Raw genomic sequence first — 19014 nt, 5'->3', positions numbered from 1 at the left:
CCTTTGCTTCTCTGTCATCCAGACAGTAAATGACTAACTATTCTATTTTTGTTGTTTTAAGTGGGTAATTATGCGTTCATTCTCAATTTAAATTTTAACAAAAATGATTATTTTAATTTTCACTGACTTCACAACCTATAGCTTATGGTGCAAAAGGTCAAGTTGTTGGTGAAAAATCATGTTGCAATGGGATTTACCACCTAATCATCTAGATTAATATAATATATTCAATGAGATAGAATTTTTGTTGTTACAGTTTGTTAACGTGGGTAATCTCATGGAATAAGAATTAGCCATAAAAAAGGCCAGCATTAAATGCTGGCCAAAAAGTAGAACGTTGGAAGAAATCATCGCTGCTTAGCGCTCTGGATCACCTTGAACCAGCGAAAAGAGCGCGAGGCACTAGGCTGAAAGCATCAATGAGTCGGCTTTCGCTTCTAAGTTGGTGTTGCCCATCAAGTAAGCGTCGATCTCTCGTGCGCACTCGCGCCCTTCATTGATACAACGTACGACTAACGATTGTCCTGTGCGCATATCACCTGCAGCGAAAACACCTTTTTGGTTGGTCGCAAAACCTTGTGTTGCCACATTGCCACGCTCATCTAACTTGATATCAAGTTGAGCAAGTACACCATGTGGTTCTGGATGTAAAAAGCCCATAGCAAGGAAAGCCATATCACACGCAATAATACGTTCACTGCCCGCGACTTCATCAAAGTTCGGGCGCTCACCCGGTTTTGCATCTTGCCAAACGATATCAGCAACACGTAGCCCCGTGACTTGACCTTGCTCGTTGCCGAGGAACTCTTTGGTTAGAATATTCCAATGACGTTCGCAGCCCTCTTCGTGGGAGGTTGAGGTGCGCAAAATCATTGGATATTGCGGCCAAGGCATGTTGGCTGGGCGTTTATTGGCTGGGATCGGCATGATTTCAACTTGCGTGATGCTTGCGGCGCCGTGTCGGTTTGAGGTTCCGACACAGTCAGAACCAGTATCACCACCACCAATCACCACCACATGTTTGCCCTTAGCGTGGATCTCGTCAGTTTTAAGATCCATGTTATTCGCGCGGCGGTTATTTTGTGCCAGAAACTCCATCGCAAAATGAACCCCTTTTAACTCGCGCCCCGGAATCGGCAGGTTACGAGGCACGGTAGAGCCACCAGTAAGCAAGATGACATCAAACTCTTGGCGCAGTTGCTGTGCGTTGATATCAACACCGATATGTGCGTTTACTTCAAACTTGACGCCCGATTCTGCCATCAAATTGATTTTGCGATCAATAACGTCCATACCCAGTTTGAAATCCGGAATGCCAAAACGCAGCAGGCCGCCGACTTTTTCATCACGTTCAAACACAGTAACTGAGTGACCCGCGCTGTTCAGCTGCTCAGCTGCGGCCAAACCCGCCGGGCCAGAGCCAATGATAGCGATGGTTTTTCCAGTACGAGAACGCGGCTTTTTCGCTTTGGCATAGCCTTCGCGATAAGCCGTTTCCACGATGGTTTTTTCGATATTACAGATGGTAATGGGATCTTGGTTGATCCCGAGTACGCACGAACTTTCGCAAGGTGCAGGGCACACGCGACCAGTAAACTCGGGGAAGTTATTGGTTGAGCTTAAGATCTTCCAAGCTTCTTCCCAGCTATCACGATAAACGGCATCGTTAAATTCAGGAATAATGTTACCGATAGGGCAACCGTTATGGCAAAACGGTACTCCGCAGTCCATGCAACGAGACGCTTGAGTATTAATTTTGCTACCAAACTCTTCGTTAAGGACAAACTCTTGGTTGTTTTGAATGCGAACCGTTGGATCGAGCTTTTTTGGCAGCTCGCGGCCATGTTCTAAAAATCCAGTAGGCTTACCCATTTATACGGCCTCCACTTCTTCCGTTTGTACTTGCGCAGCTGCAGCCTTGCGTTTTTGAAGAACCGCTTTGTAGTCACGCGGCATCACTTTCACCATTTGGGTGAGGTTTGCTTCAAAATTATCAAGGAATAACTGAGCCACTTCACTTCCTGTGAACTGAACATGCTTGTTGAGCATCTCACGTAGCAGATCGGTATCTTCTTGTTGCAGTGGGTCGAGATCAACCAATTCAGCGTTAAGCTTAGTTTCGAAGTCTCCATGTCGATTCCACACGTAGGCTACACCGCCACTCATACCAGCCGCAAAGTTACGTCCTGTCGAACCGAGGATCACTGCGACGCCACCTGTCATGTATTCACAGCCGTGATCGCCGATACCTTCTACGACCACTTTGGCTCCTGAGTTACGCACGCAGAAACGTTCTCCAGCAAGGCCGCGAATATAGGATTCACCAGAAGTTGCGCCATAGAAACAGACGTTACCCACCACGATATTATCTTGCGCAATGATGGTTGAGCGCGTGTCAGGGTAGAGCACTAAGGTACCGCCAGATAAACCTTTGCCCCAATAATCGTTGGCATCACCTTCTACTTCAAACGTTACACCTTTAGCAAGGAATGCACCGAATGATTGTCCTGCGGAGCCGTTGAATTTAACTTTCATTGGCTGAGGTAGACCTTGGTCTTTGTATACCTTCGATATTTCGTTCGACAGCATAGTACCCGTGCTACGGTCAGTGTTGACGATAGGGAAGACTGCGTTAACCGCTTCGCCTTTCTCAAGCGCGGGGTTGGCTACTTGAATTAGCTGACGATCTAGCACGTTTTCTAGATGATGATTTTGTTTGGTTTGGCAATAAACACCATCTTCTGCACGAGGCTCTTGAATGTACAACACTGGTGACAAATCGAGGTTTTTGTATTTCCAGTGGTTGATGTTGTCACGCACTTTCAGTTTATGCGATTGGCCAACCATTTCATCGATAGTACGGAAACCCAGTTCAGCCATGATTTCACGTAAGCCTTGCGCCATGTATTGGAAGAAGGTGACGACATCGTCTACGCGGCCATCAAAGCGCTCACGCAAGGTTTTGTTTTGTGTCGCAATCCCTACTGGGCAGGTGTTTTTATGACACTTACGCATCATGATACACCCTTCAACCACTAGCGCAGCGGTGGCAATTCCCCACTCTTCCGCGCCTAACAATGTCGCCATTGCAAGGTCACGTGGTGTTTTCATCTGACCGTCACTTTGCACGACAATGCGATTACGCAGGCCATTTTTAAGCAAGGTTTGGTGCGTTTCAGCAAGGCCGAGCTCCCAAGGTAAGCCTGTGTGACGAATCGAAGACATCGGTGATGCACCCGTGCCGCCATCATAGCCAGCAATTAATACCACATCCGCTTTGGCTTTAGCCACACCGGAGGCGATAGTACCAACCCCGGCTTCGGAAACTAATTTCACGTTGACGCGGCCGGTACGGTTCGCGTTTTTCAAATCAAAGATCAGTTGCGCCAAATCTTCGATCGAATAGATATCGTGATGTGGTGGTGGTGAAATAAGACCGACTCCCGGAGTCGAGTGGCGTGTCGCGCCGATCCAATCATCGACTTTATCACCTGGCAGTTGGCCGCCTTCACCTGGTTTCGCACCTTGAGCCATTTTGATCTGTAGCTCATCGGCATTGGTGAGGTAGTAAGAGGTCACGCCAAAACGACCAGAAGCGACCTGCTTAATTGCAGAGCGTTCCCAATCGCCATTTTCTTTGCGTTCAAAGCGTGCTGGATCTTCACCGCCTTCACCCGAGTTGGATTTCGCGCCAATACGGTTCATCGCCACGGCTAACGTTGAGTGCGCTTCGTAGGAGATGGAACCAAACGACATGGCACCAGTTGCGAAGCGTTTTAAAATACGTTCAATCGGTTCCACTTCCTCAATGGGAATCGAACCGGCTGGATTTTTAACAAAATCAAGCTGGCTACGCAGCGTGGCAGCGTTGTCGCCTTGGTCATCTACCGCTTTCGCATATTGCTTGAACTGCACATAATCTTTGTTGCGTGTTGATTGTTGCAGCAACGAAATCGTCTCTGGGTTAAACAGGTGTTTTTCGCCACGCTGTTTCCACTGATAAACGCCGCCCACATCCAACACTTGCACTGGAACTTCGCGAGTCGGGTAGCCCACGCGATGGCGAACTAACACCTCTTTTGCGATGTCATCAATGGTCAAACCTTGGATGCGCGATACAGTGCCAGTAAAGTACTTATCTACCACTGATTTGCTGATGCCCAAGGCTTCAAAAATTTGCGCACCGTGGTAAGACTGCAGGGTGGAAATGCCCATTTTGGAGAAGATCTTCAGTAGCCCGCCGTTGATGCCTTTGCGGTAATTGTCAAACAGATCTTTTGCTGCAATGGTCGGGTCGAGTTTTTTGACTCGTTGTAAATCGATAATGGTTTCAATGACTAAATACGGGTTAACCGCATTTGCGCCATAGCCAATCAATGTCGCAAAGTGGTGTGTTTCACGCGCGTCGCCGGTTTCTACGACTATGTCACATTTAGCTCGTAAGCCTTTACGGATAAGGTGGTGATGAACCGCACCGACAGCGAGCATTGCAGGGATCGCCGCATGGTTTGAGTTTACCGCGCGGTCAGTCAATAAAATAATCGAGTAACCATCGATAACCGCATCTTCTGCATATTGGCAAATGCGTTTCAGCGCGCGTTCTAATTTGCCTTGATCTTCACTGGCTTGAAATACGATATCTAAGGTTTTCGCTTGCAGATGTTCGTTATCAATAGCGCGCAGTTTCTCAAGCTCAGAGTTGGAAAGAACCGGAGATTCCAATTCGACTTTTAAGCAGTGCAGGGGCGTCTCTGTCAGTAAGTTCTGATCTTTACCGAGGTAAGTATTGAGCGACATCACCATTCTTTCACGGATCGGGTCGATCGGTGGGTTGGTGACCTGAGCAAACAGTTGCTTAAAGTAGTTGGAGAGATGCTGTGATTGATGCGAAAGCACTGCCAGAGGCCAGTCTGCACCCATAGCCGAAAGCGGTTCATAACCGGTTTTTGCCAAAGGAAGAATGATTTCATTCACCTCTTCTGAGCTGACGCCAAACGACTGTTGGCGTGACATTAGACGCTCAGGAGCAGGTTGGCTGTACTGGTTGCTCGCTTCAGGCAGTTTTTTCAAGCTGAGGAGGTTCTCTTCAACCCATTTGGCGTAGGGCTGCGCATTGGCAATGCTGTCTTTCACTTCCTCATCAGAAATGATGCGTCCTTGCTCTAAATCAGCGACAAAGATACGTCCGGGCTGTAAACGGCCGCGGTATTCCACGTTCTCTGGTGCAATTTCAACCACGCCAGATTCAGAAGCCATGATCAGAAAATCATCTTTAGTCACGGTATAACGTGATGGGCGCAGGCCGTTACGGTCCAGTGTTGCGCCAACTTGTACACCATCAGTAAAACATACTGATGCTGGGCCATCCCACGGTTCCATGACGTTAGCATGGTATTGGTAAAATGCGCGGCGGGTTGGATCCATATTTTTATTTTCTTGCCACGCTTCAGGGATCATCATCATCAGGGCGTGTGGCAGGCTGCGGCCAGACAGAACCAGTAACTCTAATGCCATATCGAAGTTGGCGGAATCTGAACTGCCTTCTTGGCAAATTGGCAGCAGCATGTCGATTTCAGCTTGTGTAAACAAATCTGATTCGAGGATCGCTTCGCGCGCTTTCATCCAGTTTAAATTGCCGCGAACTGTGTTGATTTCGCCGTTGTGCGCAATGTAACGGAAAGGTTGAGCTAAGCGCCATTTAGGGAATGTATTGGTCGAAAAACGAGAATGCACCAGTGCCAGCGCGGTCACCATGGTCGGATTTTGTAGATCAAGGAAGTACTGTGGTACTTGCTCTGTGGTGAGCTGACCTTTATACACCAAGGTTTTGTAAGACATGGAGTTGATGTAAAAATCATCACCAATGTTGGACACACTTTCTAAGCAGACTCGAACGGTGTAATTACGCAGAACGTACAATTTACGCTCTAATTCTGCGGGGGTGGTACTTGGGCCACCGGAGATGAAAACGTGCTCAAATTGAGGCTCAGTGCTAAGTGGGTCTGCGCCAATCATGGAGTTATCGGTTGGCAAAACGCGATAACCCAGTACTTCTAAATCGAGTCTCTTGGCGTTGCGTTCTAAAATATCACGACACTGGGCGCGTTTGTGCTCATCTCTTGGAAACAGCACCACGCCGACGCCGTACTTTTCAAACGAAGGCAGTTTTAAGCCAAGTTTAACGGTCTCTTCAAGTAAAAACTCATGGGGTTTTTGTAATAAGATACCTGCGCCATCACCAGAACATGGGTCACAGCCTTGGCCACCACGGTGTTCCATACGAGCAAGCATGTCTAAAGCTTGAGTCACAACTTGGTGAGACTTACGGTTTTTCAGGTGGGCAACAAAACCGATACCACAAGCGTCATGCTCCAATTCAGGAGTATATAGACCTCGTGAATCCTGCTCTCTATCTACCATAGATACATCCTTCCAGTTCAATTTAGACGCACGTGTGCTAAGGCATACTTAGCGATGCGACTTGTCCTTTAATTGTTATCAATCTAAACCTGCCTGTGTTGGCGGGTTCGAATCCTTTCCGTCTCTCGCCGGAAAAATATGGCGAGAAAAACATTCCTTAGTGATATTCAATTTATTTATGCCACTTGCTAGTGGTTTGTATAGGAGGGGTGCGAATATCACCGATTTTTCCACAACTATTTATGTAAGGAATATCACAAAAAATAGGGCGGATGTGTAAGTATCCTACAATTTTGTTTATAGGAATTCCAACGAAAACTCATTTTAGTCGCCCATTTTTTTCGTTAAAAATGCATGTACCGTTTAACATTGGTGCAACATTAAGCAAATAACGCTGTTTTTATGAATGTTTATTGATTTTTGTTAGGTTGGAGAGTGTTTGATACGGCTACTCTTTGTGAATTTATTTTGCAGGGATGTAATTTAGTTACATAAATCTAACTGAGATTCATTACTATCTATAAGCGGTATTTCTTCAATGCAATTACATCAACTGGTTAACACGATCGGCCAAGATCTGCAGCGCCGTTATGGCGAAAGAGTTCACAAGCTGACCCTGCATGGTGGTTTTAGCTGTCCGAATCGAGATGGCACGATTGGGCGAGGTGGTTGCACCTTCTGTAATGTCGCTTCTTTTGCTGATGAAGAAACACAAGCCCAAAGTATTGAGCAGCAATTGACAGAACGCGCTGGTGAAATCAAACGTGCCAAAAAATATCTCGCGTATTTTCAAGCTTATACCAGTACCTATGCGGAAGTGCAGGTGTTGAAAAATATGTATCAGCAAGCGCTTCAATCGGCTGACATTGTTGGGTTATGCGTTGGCACTCGGCCTGATTGTGTACCCGATGCTGTGCTCGATTTATTGGCCGATTATGTGCGACAAGGTTTTGAAATTTGGCTCGAACTGGGTTTGCAAACCGCCAATAATCAAACGCTCAAACGGATCAACCGTGGTCATGACTTTGAATGTTATGCGTTGATCACTGAGCGCGCTCGAGCCTTGGGGATCAAAGTATGCACGCATCTCATTGTGGGGCTACCTAAAGAAACGCGTACCGATAATCTTCAAACCTTAAAGCAAGTCTTAGCGGTAGGCACTGATGGTATCAAGTTACATGGGTTGCATATTGTTGAAGGCAGTACGATGGCCAAAGCGTGGCGAGCAGGAAAATTACAAGCGCCAACGTTAGAAGAGTATGTTGCTATTGCGAGTGAATTGATTCAAATGACACCGCCTGAGATCATTTATCACCGAGTCTCGTCAGCCGCCCGGCGGCCGACACTGCTTGCGCCACTGTGGTGTGAAAATCGTTGGCTTGCGATGACCGAAATAGGCCGAGCACTTAATCAAGGTGGCGCGCAAGGCTCACGCTTAAGTCGACCGTTTGTCTATACGCTTCCAAACAGCTAAAGATTCAAGCAATTTCGCAAATCCTTGTGATTAACTTGGCTGACGAATCGACGTTAAACGCGTTAGACTAGTGGCACTTTTATTACATGGAAGTGTTTAATGAAACCCATGAAAAACCTTGCCCAGTACTATGTCGACCTATTGGTCAAACTGGGCATTCTCCGTTTCTCCATTCTTCTTGCGCTCGCTTTAGTGGCCTTGGCAGTGGTGGTGCAAGTTGGTATCACGCTGGTGCTCAATGGTTATGTTGATGATATCGACATCGTTCGTTCCGTCTTTTTTGGTTTATTGATCACGCCTTGGGCAGTTTATTTCCTTTCAGTGGTGGTCGATCAGTTAGAAGAGTCACGTCAACGTCTCTCGAAGTTGGTTTCTAAGCTCAAAGACATGCGCTCACGTGATCAAGAGCTCAATTATAAGCTTCAGCAAAATATCGAAAAACTCAACCAAGAAATTGAAGAGCGAATTAAGGCAGAGGAAGCGCGTGAAGAGGCGATGGCCGATTTAGAAAACGAGGTCTATCAACGCGAAAAAACGCAGCTTGAATTGGCAGAAAGAACCGCCTTATTGCGCTCTTTTATCGATGCTTCTCCTGATCTGATTTACTACCGTAATGCGAACGGCGTTTTTTCTGGCTGCAACCGAGCGATGGAAGAGCTAACGGGCAAGCGTGAGCATCAGTTGGTTGGGTTAACTCCATGGGATGTCTATAGCAAAGAAGTGGCGCAACAGATCGTTGAAACTGACGAAAAAGTGTTTGCCGACAATCAAGCCATCACTTATGAGCAGTGGCTTGAATACCCTGATGGCCGCAAAAACTATTTTGAACTGCGTAAAGTCCCTTTTTACAGCAAAGATGGCCGCCACTTAGGGTTGGTGGGCTTTGGGCGAGACATTACCGAACGTAAACGCAATCAAGAGTCTTTGGAAAAAGCGAGCCGGGATAAAACCACTTTTATTTCGACCATCAGCCACGAATTGCGCACACCACTCAACGGTATCGTTGGTTTGAGTCGTATGTTGCTCGATAGCCCCATGACCCCAGAACAGCGTAAGTACATGCAGACCATTAATGTCAGTGCCATTACGTTAGGTAATATCTTCAACGATATCATTGATATGGATAAGTTTGACCGCCGGAAACTAGAACTACTGCCAGCGCCGTTGAATTTTGAAGAATTTGTTGCTGAAATTGAAAGCATCTCGGCGTTGATGGCAGAGCAAAAAGGGCTTAGGTTTGATCTCGAACGGCTCAGTGATTTACCTGTTGCGATTGAAGTGGATGCTACGCGCCTGCGTCAGGTATTGTGGAACCTGATAAGCAATGCGATGAAATTTACCAAAGAAGGTGGCGTCGTCATGACGGTCTGCGCTGACATTGAGGATAAGTTTGCGCGCATTACCATGGAAGTTGAAGACACAGGCATTGGTATACCAGAGGCTGAACTCGATAAAATTTTCGCCATGTATTACCAAGTTAAATCGGGTAAGGACAATTTGCACGCTGTTGGCACGGGGATTGGCTTAGCGGTATCTCGCCAGTTAATCAACTTAATGGATGGTGATATTTCTGTGAGCAGTGAAGAAGGCTTTGGTAGCACCTTCACCGTTTCAATTCGTGTGCCTTTGGCACAAGATGCCCAATTCAAACCAACGTTACCCGTTCCTCAAAAAAGTTTAGCCATTTTTATGGTTGAAGATATTGAGCTCAATATTACAGTTGCTCGTTCTTTGCTAGAAAGTTTAGGACACACGGTTACCGTCGCTATGACAGGTGAAGAAGCCAAACAAAAATTTGTGCCGCAAGAGTACGATCTGGTTTTCCTCGACATTCAACTGCCAGACATGACCGGGTTTGATGTCGCTGCGTTTTATCGAGAAACTTATGATAACCTTCCGCCATTAGTCGCATTGACCGCCAACGTATTGAAAAATAAAGCTGAATATCTAGAGAAAGGGATGGATGACGCGATCAGTAAACCATTGTCAGTACTGGCGATTCAAGAGGTGATTGCAAAATTCACCCATAGTGAGGCGATTCAACTTGCCGACGCTAAGGTTAAGGCTGCCTCAGAAGAACACAGTGAGTTGAACACGCATTTGCTCGATCTTGAAATGCTTGAGTCTTATATCGATATTGTTGGCCCGAAACCTGTGCTGGAAAGTATCCAAATGTTCGAGCAGATGATGCCCAGTTACGTTGAAGTGCTAGACTCCAATATGGTAGCAAAAGATCAAGCAGGCATTGTTTCAGAAGCACACAAAATCAAGGGTGCTGCGGGTTCAATTGGTTTGAAACACATCCAAAACGTTGCACAAAAGGCACAGTCGCCAGAGCTACCTGCTTGGTGGGAAAATATTGGTGACTGGATAGATGAAATTAAAAATGGGTATCAACACGATATTCAAGTCTTGAAACAATGGTTAACTCAAAGGTAATGGTATGAAAAAAATCGGGTTGGCTTCATTAGTCATGGCGCTACTATCTGGCTGTAGTTCACCGCAAGTGAATTGGCTGCAGGACAGCAGTGCCGTGATATCAAATATCACCATTGGGTTGAAAAGTAACCTTTGGATCAATCAAATGCCTACAGCTAATGAGAGCGAAATACCTCTTGTGCATGGGACATTAAGATTGGATTCGTCGGCAATATTACCTGCCAATTTAACGATTGACGCGTTGATGGTCCAGCAAAGGGATAAAAATTGGCTGGTGGGCAGTGAATCGTTAGATTTACGGACTCAAAGTGAAGATCAATGGGAAGTTGTGTTTGAATGGCCGATGCAGCTTAATGTGGATAAGCCCGTTAATGTAGCTTTGCAATTGAGCGATGGTACAACAGCGCAGTGGCTTATCGAAAAGAGCGTCTTCATCGACAAAGTCTATTAGATTTATAGAACGGCTCCACGCGCAGTAGTCAGCCATGAAAAAAGCCCTTTAACCTGAGGTTAAAGGGCTTCTAACTATCTGGGGGTAGACGTTTAGTCTTCTAGATCACCACAGAAGCGGTAGCCTTCGCCATGAATTGTGGCGATGATCTCTGGCGTACCTGAGACTGATTCAAAGTGTTTACGGATACGACGAATCGTCACATCTACTGTTCTGTCGTGTGGTTTCAATTCACGGCCAGTCATCTTTTTAAGCAAATCTGCGCGAGTTTGGATTTTTCCTGGGTTCTCACAGAAGTGCAGTAAAGCGCGGAATTCTGAGCGAGGAAGCTTGTAGCCTTCACCATCCGGATTCACTAAAGAGCGGCTATTGATATCCAATACCCAACCGTTGAACTCATATTTTTCCACACTGCGTTTCTCTTCTTGAGTCGTATTGGTATTCATTGAACGACCTAGAAGATTACGAGCACGAATCGTCAGTTCACGTGGGTTAAATGGTTTGGTGATGTAGTCATCAGCCCCGATCTCTAAACCGAGGATTTTATCAACTTCATTATCACGACCAGTCAAAAACATCAGTGCAACATTAGCCTGTTCACGAAGCTCACGAGCTAACAGAAGACCGTTTTTACCTGGTAAATTGATGTCCATAATGACCAAGTTAATGGGGTTATCAGACAGCACATGGTGCATCTCTTCACCGTTACTGGCCTCAAAAACAGCGTATCCCTCTGCTTCAAAAATACTCTTAAGAGTGTTACGAGTTACTTGCTCATCTTCAACGATAAGAATCTGCGGGGTTTGCATTGGCGGTACCTAAACTTGTGAAAAAATTGTGCTAATAGAATTAATTGTAGGCAAAAAATTGCAACATACAGGTAATCTGCTGCCGATAATAAACTAAAGTTTTGAAAAAAACACTTACTTCAGTTGCCCGCCGTCCTTAGGCATATCTTGCATTGAGGTCTCCATACCCTCGGTGTTCTACTAGTCTTTAAGGCGGATTCTATAATGTTAACAGCATGCTAACAACGGCAGAATGTTAATTCCAATCACTTTGTTGATTTACATCAAGAGTTCTAATGTAACAAATATTAATCGTCTTAAGCAGTTGTAAATTTACACCACATTACCCATGCAAATAGCATGCTTTTTGGGGATTTTTGCTGGGGATGGTAGCATTAGGCGCAATGGGCTTTACCTCAAATAGAAATTTACCAGCAAAGAACTTGTTAACTCGATACTTGTCAAAAAATGGGAATTGCGTAAAAAATCAACGTTTACAGCGGGGGATATCGCACTATTATGGATGTCACCAATATGAATATTCAGTCTTTTAAATGCAGTTGGCCGCCAAGTTATGCTCATTCTCAGCGGGTTTTTCTTTGCATCGTTTGTATGAATAGGTGAGTAAAGTATCTGGCATTATGGTTCATTGAGTTGTGGTTTTACAGCGCGTCTAATGTGTCAGATGAAAATAATAAACAATAATCAAGGAAGAAGGATGATAGATATCACACCAGATATTTGCGATAAGTTTGAATCGCAAATCAATATATTGGATTTGCCTTTGCAAACTTTTGGTTTAAGGAGTGCTTTTTGGGGGCAAATTGTCACCGTGCGTTGCTATCACGATAACTCTAAAGTTCGTGACGTATTAAGCCAAAATGGTAAAGGGAAAGTTTTAGTCGTCGATGGTAACGGTTCGTGTCAAAGAGCGTTATTGGGTGATCAACTGGCGATCATGGCGATTGAAAACGGTTGGGAAGGGGTCATCATTTATGGAGCGATACGCGATGTTGCTGCGTTATCGCAAATGGATTTAGGCGTGAAAGCGTTAGCGAGTTGTCCACTTAAGACCGATAAGAGAGGTGCAGGCGAAATTAATGTAACGCTGACTATCCTCAACCAGATGATTCAGCCGGGTGACTATGTTTATGCCGATTGGAATGGTGTTTTAACGTCAACTCAAGCGCTAGACTGGCACTAGAATCTGAAACCCACCCCAAATTGAACGCCTTGCTGCCACTCTTGATAATCAAGGGTGGCATGTAAATCAACGTTTTCTGATAGTTGAAGTCGGCTAGATAGCTCCGCCGCCATAGCATCGGCACTGCTCGTATCATTCGGATTACTGGCGGCTGACCGTAAGGTGCTTTTTAGTGATAATTTTGGGGTTAGCTGGTAGCTAAGGCCACTTAAAAAACCACTTTCGGATCCGTAGTCGGAATTGTTTATCCTCGCTCCAATGTACAGATCTAAATTGTCAAAAAGGTTATAAGAATAACCGCCATCAATAGTCCAACTATCAAATTGTTGACCATCACTTTCGCTTGAAAGAAATAAGCGATGTGGAGATTGGCTCTGTGAAGAAGGAAGTGCAGGTAAGGTATTGGCCATGCTAGATAAAGAGACAAGCAGAAATAAATATAGTGCAACTTTTAGTTTCATCTGCCTCTCCTTATTCTTGTTTTGAGTTACTGCGTCCACTGCGGTAACAACAATTAAAGCACAAATTTCACACGATGACAGCGTTATGTATATAGCATTTTGTTATTTGCTTATGTGTAAAATGGTTGTGCTTAACGTGCAATAAGTATCTTATTTGTGTGGTGGTTTTAAATTTGATTAATTCGGAATGACTATAAAAAATAGCAGATTTTCGTTGACTAATGATGATGAAGTAAGGTAAACGTAAAGGCAATTAAAGACACGAGTATTTAAATTTTTCTATGTTACAGCGCAGCCTAGTAGTAATGACAACCACCATTATTATTACCGACATGACACATGTTGGGGCGGGCCGCTGAGCGAAAAGTTTTTACAAAAAAGGCCTGTATCCCACCAGATACAGGCCTTTTTTTATACCAATTTGAATTGTTTTGGAGGAAGGGATGCGAGTATTAAAGTTTGGAGGTTCATCGTTAGCCGATGCTGATCGTTTTTTAAGGGCGGCAGATATCATCGTTAACAATGTACAACAAGAAGAAGTCGCCGTTGTGCTCTCTGCACCGGGAAAAACCACCAATAAATTAGTGGCAGTTATTGAGAGTGCTTTGCGTAATGGCGAAGCAGAACGCCAAATAGCGGAGCTTGAATTCTCATTTTTCGATCTACTCGCTGGCATCAAAGCACAATTACCTAATGTGGATTCGGCCGCTTTTGACAATCAAGTAAAAACGTCACTGTCTCAGCTGCGTCAATTTGTGCACGGTATTAATTTACTCGGTATGTGTCCAGACAACGTCAATGCGCGCATTATCAGTAAAGGTGAGCGAGTCTCTATCCAACTGATGAAAGCGGTACTTGAAGCAAAAGGACAAGCGGCTGCATTGATTGACCCAGTACAATATCTTTTTGCTAAAGGTGAGTACCTTGAGGCAATGGTCGATGTTGAGATCTCCACGCAAAATTTCAAGCAAAATCCACTTCCGCAAGCGCATGTTAACATTATGCCGGGTTTCACGGCTGGTAATGAAAAGGGTGAATTGGTCTGTCTAGGCCGTAATGGCTCGGATTATTCTGCGGCTGTGCTTGCGGCATGTTTACGTGCAGATTGTTGTGAGATTTGGACCGATGTCGATGGCGTTTATAACTGTGACCCACGTTTGGTTGCGGATGCTCGTTTATTAAAATCACTCAGCTACCAAGAAGCGATGGAGCTTTCGTATTTTGGCGCGTCAGTGTTACATCCCAAAACCATTGCACCGATTGCACAATTTCATATTCCGTGTCTTATCAAAAACAGTTTTAACCCTCAAGGCGCAGGTACGCTGATTGGTCAAGATACTGGTGAAGATAAGCTTGCTATCAAAGGTATTACTACACTCAATAATTTGACTATGGTCAACGTCTCCGGCCCTGGCATGAAAGGCATGGTCGGCATGGCTAGCCGTGTGTTTGGCGCGATGTCTGCCGCAGGCGTTTCTATTGTGCTGATTACGCAATCCTCTTCAGAATACAGCATCAGTTTCTGTATTGAGGCGCAAGATAAAGCCCTTGCCAAAAGAGCATTATCGGAAGCGTTTGAACTGGAATTAAAAGATGGCCTACTTGAGCCTGTCGAGTTTATGGATGACGTTGCGATTGTCACTCTGGTTGGTGACGGCATGCGCACTTCGCGCGGAGTGGCTTCTCAATTTTTCTCATCGCTGGCTGAAGTTCACGTCAATATTGTTGCCATTGCACAAGGCTCTTCCGAGCGAGCTATTTCGGCGGTGATTCCAGAAGATAAAATTTCAGAAGCGATCAAGGCTTGTCATGAAAATCTCTTCAATTCTAAGCATTTCTTGGATGTGTTTGTGGTCGGTGTTGGCGGTGTCGGAGGCGAATTAGTTGACCAAATTCATCGTCAGCAAGCCAAACTAGCCGATAAAGGAATTGTGATTCGAGTGTGTGGCCTTGCGAATAGTAAGGCACTATTGCTGGATAGCGAAGGCCTGCCGCTGGAGCATTGGCGTGATCGAATGCATAGCGCGAGTGAAGAATTTAGCCTCGCAAGGCTTATCTCTCTGGTGCAGCGTAACCATATCATTAACCCTGTCTTAGTTGATTGTACTTCCAGTGAAGTGATTGCCAACCAGTACGCCGAATTTCTGGCTGCGGGTTTTCATGTTGTGACGCCTAATAAAAAAGCCAATACCGCAAGCATGGCCTACTATCACCAGCTGCGTGAAGTGGCGCGCAACTCGCGCCGTAAACTGATGTACGAAACGACGGTTGGTGCTGGTTTACCTGTGATTGAAAACTTGCAAAATCTCATTGCTGCTGGTGATGAGTTGGAAAAATTCAGCGGTATTTTATCTGGCTCTCTCTCGTTTATTTTCGGCAAGCTGGATGAAGGTATGACTCTTAGTCAAGCTACGCAGCTAGCTAAAGACAAAGGTTTTACTGAGCCTGACCCTCGTGATGATCTGTCGGGAATGGATGTGGCTCGTAAGCTGTTAATTTTAGCTCGTGAGGCGGGAATGCCTTTAGAACTGGATGACGTAAAAGTCGATCTTGCTTTGCCACCGGGTTTTGATATTTCGGGTACAGTTGAAGAGTTTATGGCGCGCTTGCCGCAGGCTGATGCTTATTTCCAAGAGTTATCCACTAAGGCAGCAGCCGAAGGTAAGGTATTACGTTATGTTGGTGAAATATCAGAAGGCCAATGCAAGGTGAAAATTGCAGTGGTCGATGAAAATGACCCCATGTTTAAAGTCAAAGATGGTGAGAATGCACTGGCGTTTTATAGCCGTTATTACCAACCGATTCCATTGGTGTTGCGTGGTTATGGGGCGGGTACAGAAGTAACAGCAGCAGGGGTGTTCTCTGATGTGATGCGCACCTTAGGTTGGAAGTTAGGGGTTTAATTGATGAGTTCAAGTGACATGAGTGTGGTGGTGTATGCCCCAGCTTCAATTGGTAATGTGAGCGTTGGGTTTGATGTTTTAGGGGCGGCCGTGTCGCCAATTGATGGCAGTTTATTGGGGGATCGCGTTGAAGTTAAAGCGGGCAGCGAACCTTTTGTACTCGAAACTGCAGGTCGCTTTGTCGACAAGTTGCCTGAAGATCCAAAGCAGAATATTGTTTACGATTGCTGGCTTGTTTTTGCCAGAGAGCTTGAAAAAAAGAGCATTGTAGTAAAGCCGTTGCAAATGACGTTAGAAAAAAATATGCCGATTGGTTCTGGTTTAGGTTCCAGTGCTTGTTCAATTGTTGCAGCTTTAGATGCGTTGAACCAGTTTCACGGTAACCCACTTAATCAGACTGAGCTTTTAGCGCTGATGGGCGAAATGGAAGGTAAAATTTCAGGCGGTATACATTATGATAACGTTGCTCCCTGCTACTTAGGCGGCGTGCAATTGATGCTTGAAGAGCTAGGCATCATCAGCCAAGAAGTGCCTTGTTTTGACGATTGGTATTGGGTAATGGCGTATCCTGGGATTAAAGTTTCCACAGCCGAAGCGCGAGCGATCTTACCTTCACAATATCGTCGACAGGACATCATTGCGCATGGACGTCATCTTGCAGGTTTCATTCATGCTTGTCACTCAGGTCAGCCTGAGCTAGCGGCTAAACTAATCAAAGACGTGATTGCTGAACCGTATCGTGAGAAACTTCTGCCCGGCTTTTCGGATGCGCGTAAATACGCTGCATCAGCCGGAGCGCTTACCACTGGCATTTCCGGCAGTGGCCCAACACTGTTCAGTATTTGCAAAGAAAAAGAGGTTGCCGAGCGAGTTGCTCGTTGGCTTGAACAACATTATGTACAAAATGAAGAAGGATTCGTCCATATTTGTCGCTTAGACAAAAATGGCTCGACCGTTACAGGAAGTGCTCTATGAAGCTTTACAACATAAAAGAAAATGATGAACAAGTCTCTTTTGGCCAAGCCGTACGCCAAGGATTAGGACGCAATCAAGGGCTATTTTTCCCAGCAGAGTTGCCTCAGTTTGAAGATATTGACGCGTTACTAGCCGAAGATTTTATCTCTCGTAGTACAAAAATTCTCAGCGCCTTGATTGGTGATGAATTACCAGCAGAGCAAGTGAATGCGATGGTTGATGCGGCTTTTCAGTTTCCAGCACCCATTAAGCAAGTGAAAGACGGCATTTATGCTCTAGAGCTTTTCCACGGCCCAACGCTGGCATTTAAAGATTTTGGTGGTCGCTTTATGGCGCAGTCATTGGCCGCCGTTTCAAATGGTGGACAGATCACCATTTTAACCGCGACTTCTGGTGATACTGGCGCTGCGGTGGCTCATGCCTTTTATGGAATGCCCGATATCAAGGTCGTGATACTTTACCCTAAAGGTAAGATCAGCCCGTTACAGGAAAAACTCTTCTGCACTCTGGGCAACAATATTCACACTGTAGCGATAAATGGTGACTTTGATGCTTGCCAAGCGTTAGTTAAGCAGGCTTTTGATGACGCCAAGCTTCGCCAAGAGATCGGTTTAAACTCTGCAAATTCAATCAATATCAGTCGTTTAATGGCACAAATTTGCTACTACTTTGAGGCCGCATCACAATTAAGCAAAGCGCAGCGTGAAAACTTAGTCATCTCCGTACCGAGTGGCAACTTTGGCAACCTAACCGCTGGTCTGTTGGCAAAAGCATTGGGCTTACCTATCAAGCGTTTTATCGCGGCAACCAATGCCAATGATACCGTTCCTCGTTACTTAGAAACGGGTCAATGGGATCCAAAACCCACGGTAGCGACCACATCGAATGCGATGGATGTGAGTCAGCCGAACAACTGGCCGCGCATCGAAGAGCTTTGTCGCTTAAAGGGCTGGGGGCTAGATACCTTAGGTAAAGGTGCGGTATCTGATGCACAAAGTGCGGATTCAGTTCGTGAACTTTACACGCAAGGTTATTTGTGTGAACCGCATGGTGCCATTGCATATCGAGTTTTGGATGAGCAGTTACAAGCGGGAGAAACGGGGCTATTTTTGTGTACTGCGCACCCTGCCAAATTTAAAGAAGTCGTTGACGATGTGCTAGGCACTGACATTGAATTACCAGCTCCTCTTGCAAAACATGCAGTGATGACGTTGCTTTCTGAAGAGTTAGACAATGATTTTGACGCTCTAAAAACGGTGTTAAGACGCGTTCAGCCTTAAAGAGATCCTGATTTCATCTTATTGAAGTCAGGATGATATTCCTCTAACGATAAAAATGGCGCTCATTGAGCGCCATTTTTGGATATGAATATTCTCATCAACGCTATGATTATAGCGTCTCAGTGAAGGTACGTGCGATAACGTCACGTTGCTGTTCTTGAGTCAATGAGTTGAAACGAACAGCGTAACCAGAAACACGAATCGTCAGTTGCGGATACTTCTCAGGGTGTGCAACGGCATCTTCAAGAGTTTCACGCTTAAGAACGTTCACATTTAGGTGCTGACCGCCTTCGATGCGAGGTGCTGTTTCAATCGCAACTTCACGGCTTTCATATTCACCAAGGTCGCTGACCGCGATAACTTGATCTGCTTGGTAGCCTGCGTTAGCGGCAACGCAACGTGCTTCATTCTTTTCGTTATCGAGTAACCAGATAGAATTTAGTAGGTTGTCGTTTGCTGCTTTTGTAATTTGAATGCCTTGAATCATCACTATCTCCTAGTCCACTTAAGTGGCGTTATTGGTGTTTATTTTCTAACTTTGTTGAGTTGGTTATTATATAGCTAATATCCTTAAAATTAATATTGATTTAGGTCAAAAAACAACGATAAACATTGATAA

General features: G+C 45.3%; 13 protein-coding genes and 1 other annotated feature. Of the genes, 8 read left to right on the top strand and 5 right to left on the bottom strand.

From position 1 onward, the window contains the following. Positions 1-402: 402 nt before the first annotated feature. A complete protein-coding gene (locus tag AACQ42_RS13295) occupies positions 403-1872 on the bottom strand; it encodes a glutamate synthase subunit beta (protein ID WP_094165092.1) in 1470 nt (489 codons plus the stop codon). Further along, positions 1873-6420, bottom strand: a complete 4548-nt coding sequence (gene gltB, locus AACQ42_RS13290) for a glutamate synthase large subunit (protein ID WP_029189889.1) — start codon at positions 6418-6420, stop codon at positions 1873-1875. A gap of 538 nt (positions 6421-6958) precedes the next feature. On the opposite strand from gltB, the gene AACQ42_RS13285 reads away from it, so the two are divergent. From AACQ42_RS13285 to AACQ42_RS13275, 3 genes are all read left to right on the top strand, one after another. Next, positions 6959-7894 carry a TIGR01212 family radical SAM protein gene (locus AACQ42_RS13285; protein ID WP_094165090.1) on the top strand — a complete coding sequence of 312 codons (936 nt, stop codon included), beginning with the start codon at positions 6959-6961 and terminating at the stop codon, positions 7892-7894. A 99-nt stretch (positions 7895-7993) separates the two neighbouring features. Beyond that, positions 7994-10333 carry an aerobic respiration two-component sensor histidine kinase ArcB gene (gene arcB, locus AACQ42_RS13280; protein ID WP_013856106.1) on the top strand — a complete coding sequence of 780 codons (2340 nt, stop codon included), beginning with the start codon at positions 7994-7996 and terminating at the stop codon, positions 10331-10333. A 4-nt stretch (positions 10334-10337) separates the two neighbouring features. Beyond that, positions 10338-10784, top strand: coding sequence for a hypothetical protein (locus tag AACQ42_RS13275; protein ID WP_013856107.1), 447 nt, complete (start codon positions 10338-10340; stop codon positions 10782-10784). Between the two features lie 92 nt (positions 10785-10876). On the opposite strand, the gene arcA is transcribed toward AACQ42_RS13275, so the two are convergent. Continuing rightward, positions 10877-11593, bottom strand: a complete 717-nt coding sequence (gene arcA, locus AACQ42_RS13270) for a two-component system response regulator ArcA (RefSeq protein WP_013856108.1) — start codon at positions 11591-11593, stop codon at positions 10877-10879. Between the two features lie 697 nt (positions 11594-12290). Here arcA and AACQ42_RS13265 point away from each other — a divergent pair. Further along, positions 12291-12776, top strand: a complete 486-nt coding sequence (locus AACQ42_RS13265; protein ID WP_010318275.1) for a putative 4-hydroxy-4-methyl-2-oxoglutarate aldolase — start codon at positions 12291-12293, stop codon at positions 12774-12776. Here the strand turns inward: AACQ42_RS13265 and AACQ42_RS13260 are convergent. Beyond that, on the bottom strand, positions 12773-13276 hold the full coding sequence (locus tag AACQ42_RS13260) for a hypothetical protein (protein WP_094165088.1): 504 nt from the start codon (positions 13274-13276) through the stop codon (positions 12773-12775). The genes AACQ42_RS13265 and AACQ42_RS13260 overlap by 4 nt on opposite strands. 242 nt (positions 13277-13518) lie before the next feature. Here AACQ42_RS13260 and thrL point away from each other — a divergent pair, with 242 nt between their 5' ends. The 4 genes from thrL to thrC all read left to right on the top strand — a co-directional run bounded on the left by thrL (position 13519) and on the right by thrC (position 18395). After that, on the top strand, positions 13519-13596 hold the full coding sequence (thrL, locus tag AACQ42_RS13255; protein WP_100208354.1) for a thr operon leader peptide: 78 nt from the start codon (positions 13519-13521) through the stop codon (positions 13594-13596). After that, positions 13534-13651 (top strand) — a sequence feature (Thr leader region). Its footprint overlaps the gene before it by 63 nt. Before the next feature lie 29 nt (positions 13652-13680). After that, entirely contained in the window at positions 13681-16140 is a 2460-nt protein-coding gene (thrA, locus tag AACQ42_RS13250; RefSeq protein WP_026027387.1) for a bifunctional aspartate kinase/homoserine dehydrogenase I, read from the top strand. A gap of 18 nt (positions 16141-16158) precedes the next feature. Then, on the top strand, positions 16159-17115 hold the full coding sequence (gene thrB, locus AACQ42_RS13245; RefSeq protein WP_094165145.1) for a homoserine kinase: 957 nt from the start codon (positions 16159-16161) through the stop codon (positions 17113-17115). After that, positions 17112-18395: a threonine synthase gene (gene thrC / locus AACQ42_RS13240; RefSeq protein WP_094165086.1), complete on the top strand. Its 1284-nt coding sequence runs from the start codon at positions 17112-17114 to the stop codon at positions 18393-18395. Before thrB ends, thrC begins: the two co-directional genes overlap by 4 nt. A 109-nt stretch (positions 18396-18504) precedes the next feature. Here thrC and grcA read toward each other — a convergent pair whose 3' ends face one another. Next, entirely contained in the window at positions 18505-18882 is a 378-nt protein-coding gene (gene grcA / locus AACQ42_RS13235; RefSeq protein WP_026027385.1) for an autonomous glycyl radical cofactor GrcA, read from the bottom strand. Between the last annotated feature and the right edge of the window lie 132 nt (positions 18883-19014).

Origin of the sequence: Vibrio sp. V12_P9A6T4, from assembly GCF_963874835.1 — a bacterium.
Classification (GTDB): domain Bacteria; phylum Pseudomonadota; class Gammaproteobacteria; order Enterobacterales; family Vibrionaceae; genus Vibrio; species Vibrio anguillarum.
Note: the sequence above shows the minus strand (reverse complement) of the source record. Positions and strands in the feature narration are given on the sequence as shown.

What these genes read in the sequence shown, in the direction of transcription:
- arcB (WP_013856106.1), top strand. Translation starts at nt 7,994, where the DNA reads ATGAAACCCATGAAAAACCTTGCCCAGTACTATGTCGACCTATTGGTC.
- thrC (WP_094165086.1), top strand. Translation starts at nt 17,112, where the DNA reads ATGAAGCTTTACAACATAAAAGAAAATGATGAACAAGTCTCTTTTGGC.
- gltB (WP_029189889.1), bottom strand. Translation starts at nt 6,420, where the DNA reads ATGGTAGATAGAGAGCAGGATTCACGAGGTCTATATACTCCTGAATTG.
- thrA (WP_026027387.1), top strand. Translation starts at nt 13,681, where the DNA reads ATGCGAGTATTAAAGTTTGGAGGTTCATCGTTAGCCGATGCTGATCGT.
- AACQ42_RS13265 (WP_010318275.1), top strand. Translation starts at nt 12,291, where the DNA reads ATGATAGATATCACACCAGATATTTGCGATAAGTTTGAATCGCAAATC.
- grcA (WP_026027385.1), bottom strand. Translation starts at nt 18,882, where the DNA reads ATGATTCAAGGCATTCAAATTACAAAAGCAGCAAACGACAACCTACTA.
- AACQ42_RS13295 (WP_094165092.1), bottom strand. Translation starts at nt 1,872, where the DNA reads ATGGGTAAGCCTACTGGATTTTTAGAACATGGCCGCGAGCTGCCAAAA.
- thrL (WP_100208354.1), top strand. Translation starts at nt 13,519, where the DNA reads ATGTTACAGCGCAGCCTAGTAGTAATGACAACCACCATTATTATTACC.
- arcA (WP_013856108.1), bottom strand. Translation starts at nt 11,593, where the DNA reads ATGCAAACCCCGCAGATTCTTATCGTTGAAGATGAGCAAGTAACTCGT.
- thrB (WP_094165145.1), top strand. Translation starts at nt 16,159, where the DNA reads ATGAGTGTGGTGGTGTATGCCCCAGCTTCAATTGGTAATGTGAGCGTT.
- AACQ42_RS13275 (WP_013856107.1), top strand. Translation starts at nt 10,338, where the DNA reads ATGAAAAAAATCGGGTTGGCTTCATTAGTCATGGCGCTACTATCTGGC.
- AACQ42_RS13285 (WP_094165090.1), top strand. Translation starts at nt 6,959, where the DNA reads ATGCAATTACATCAACTGGTTAACACGATCGGCCAAGATCTGCAGCGC.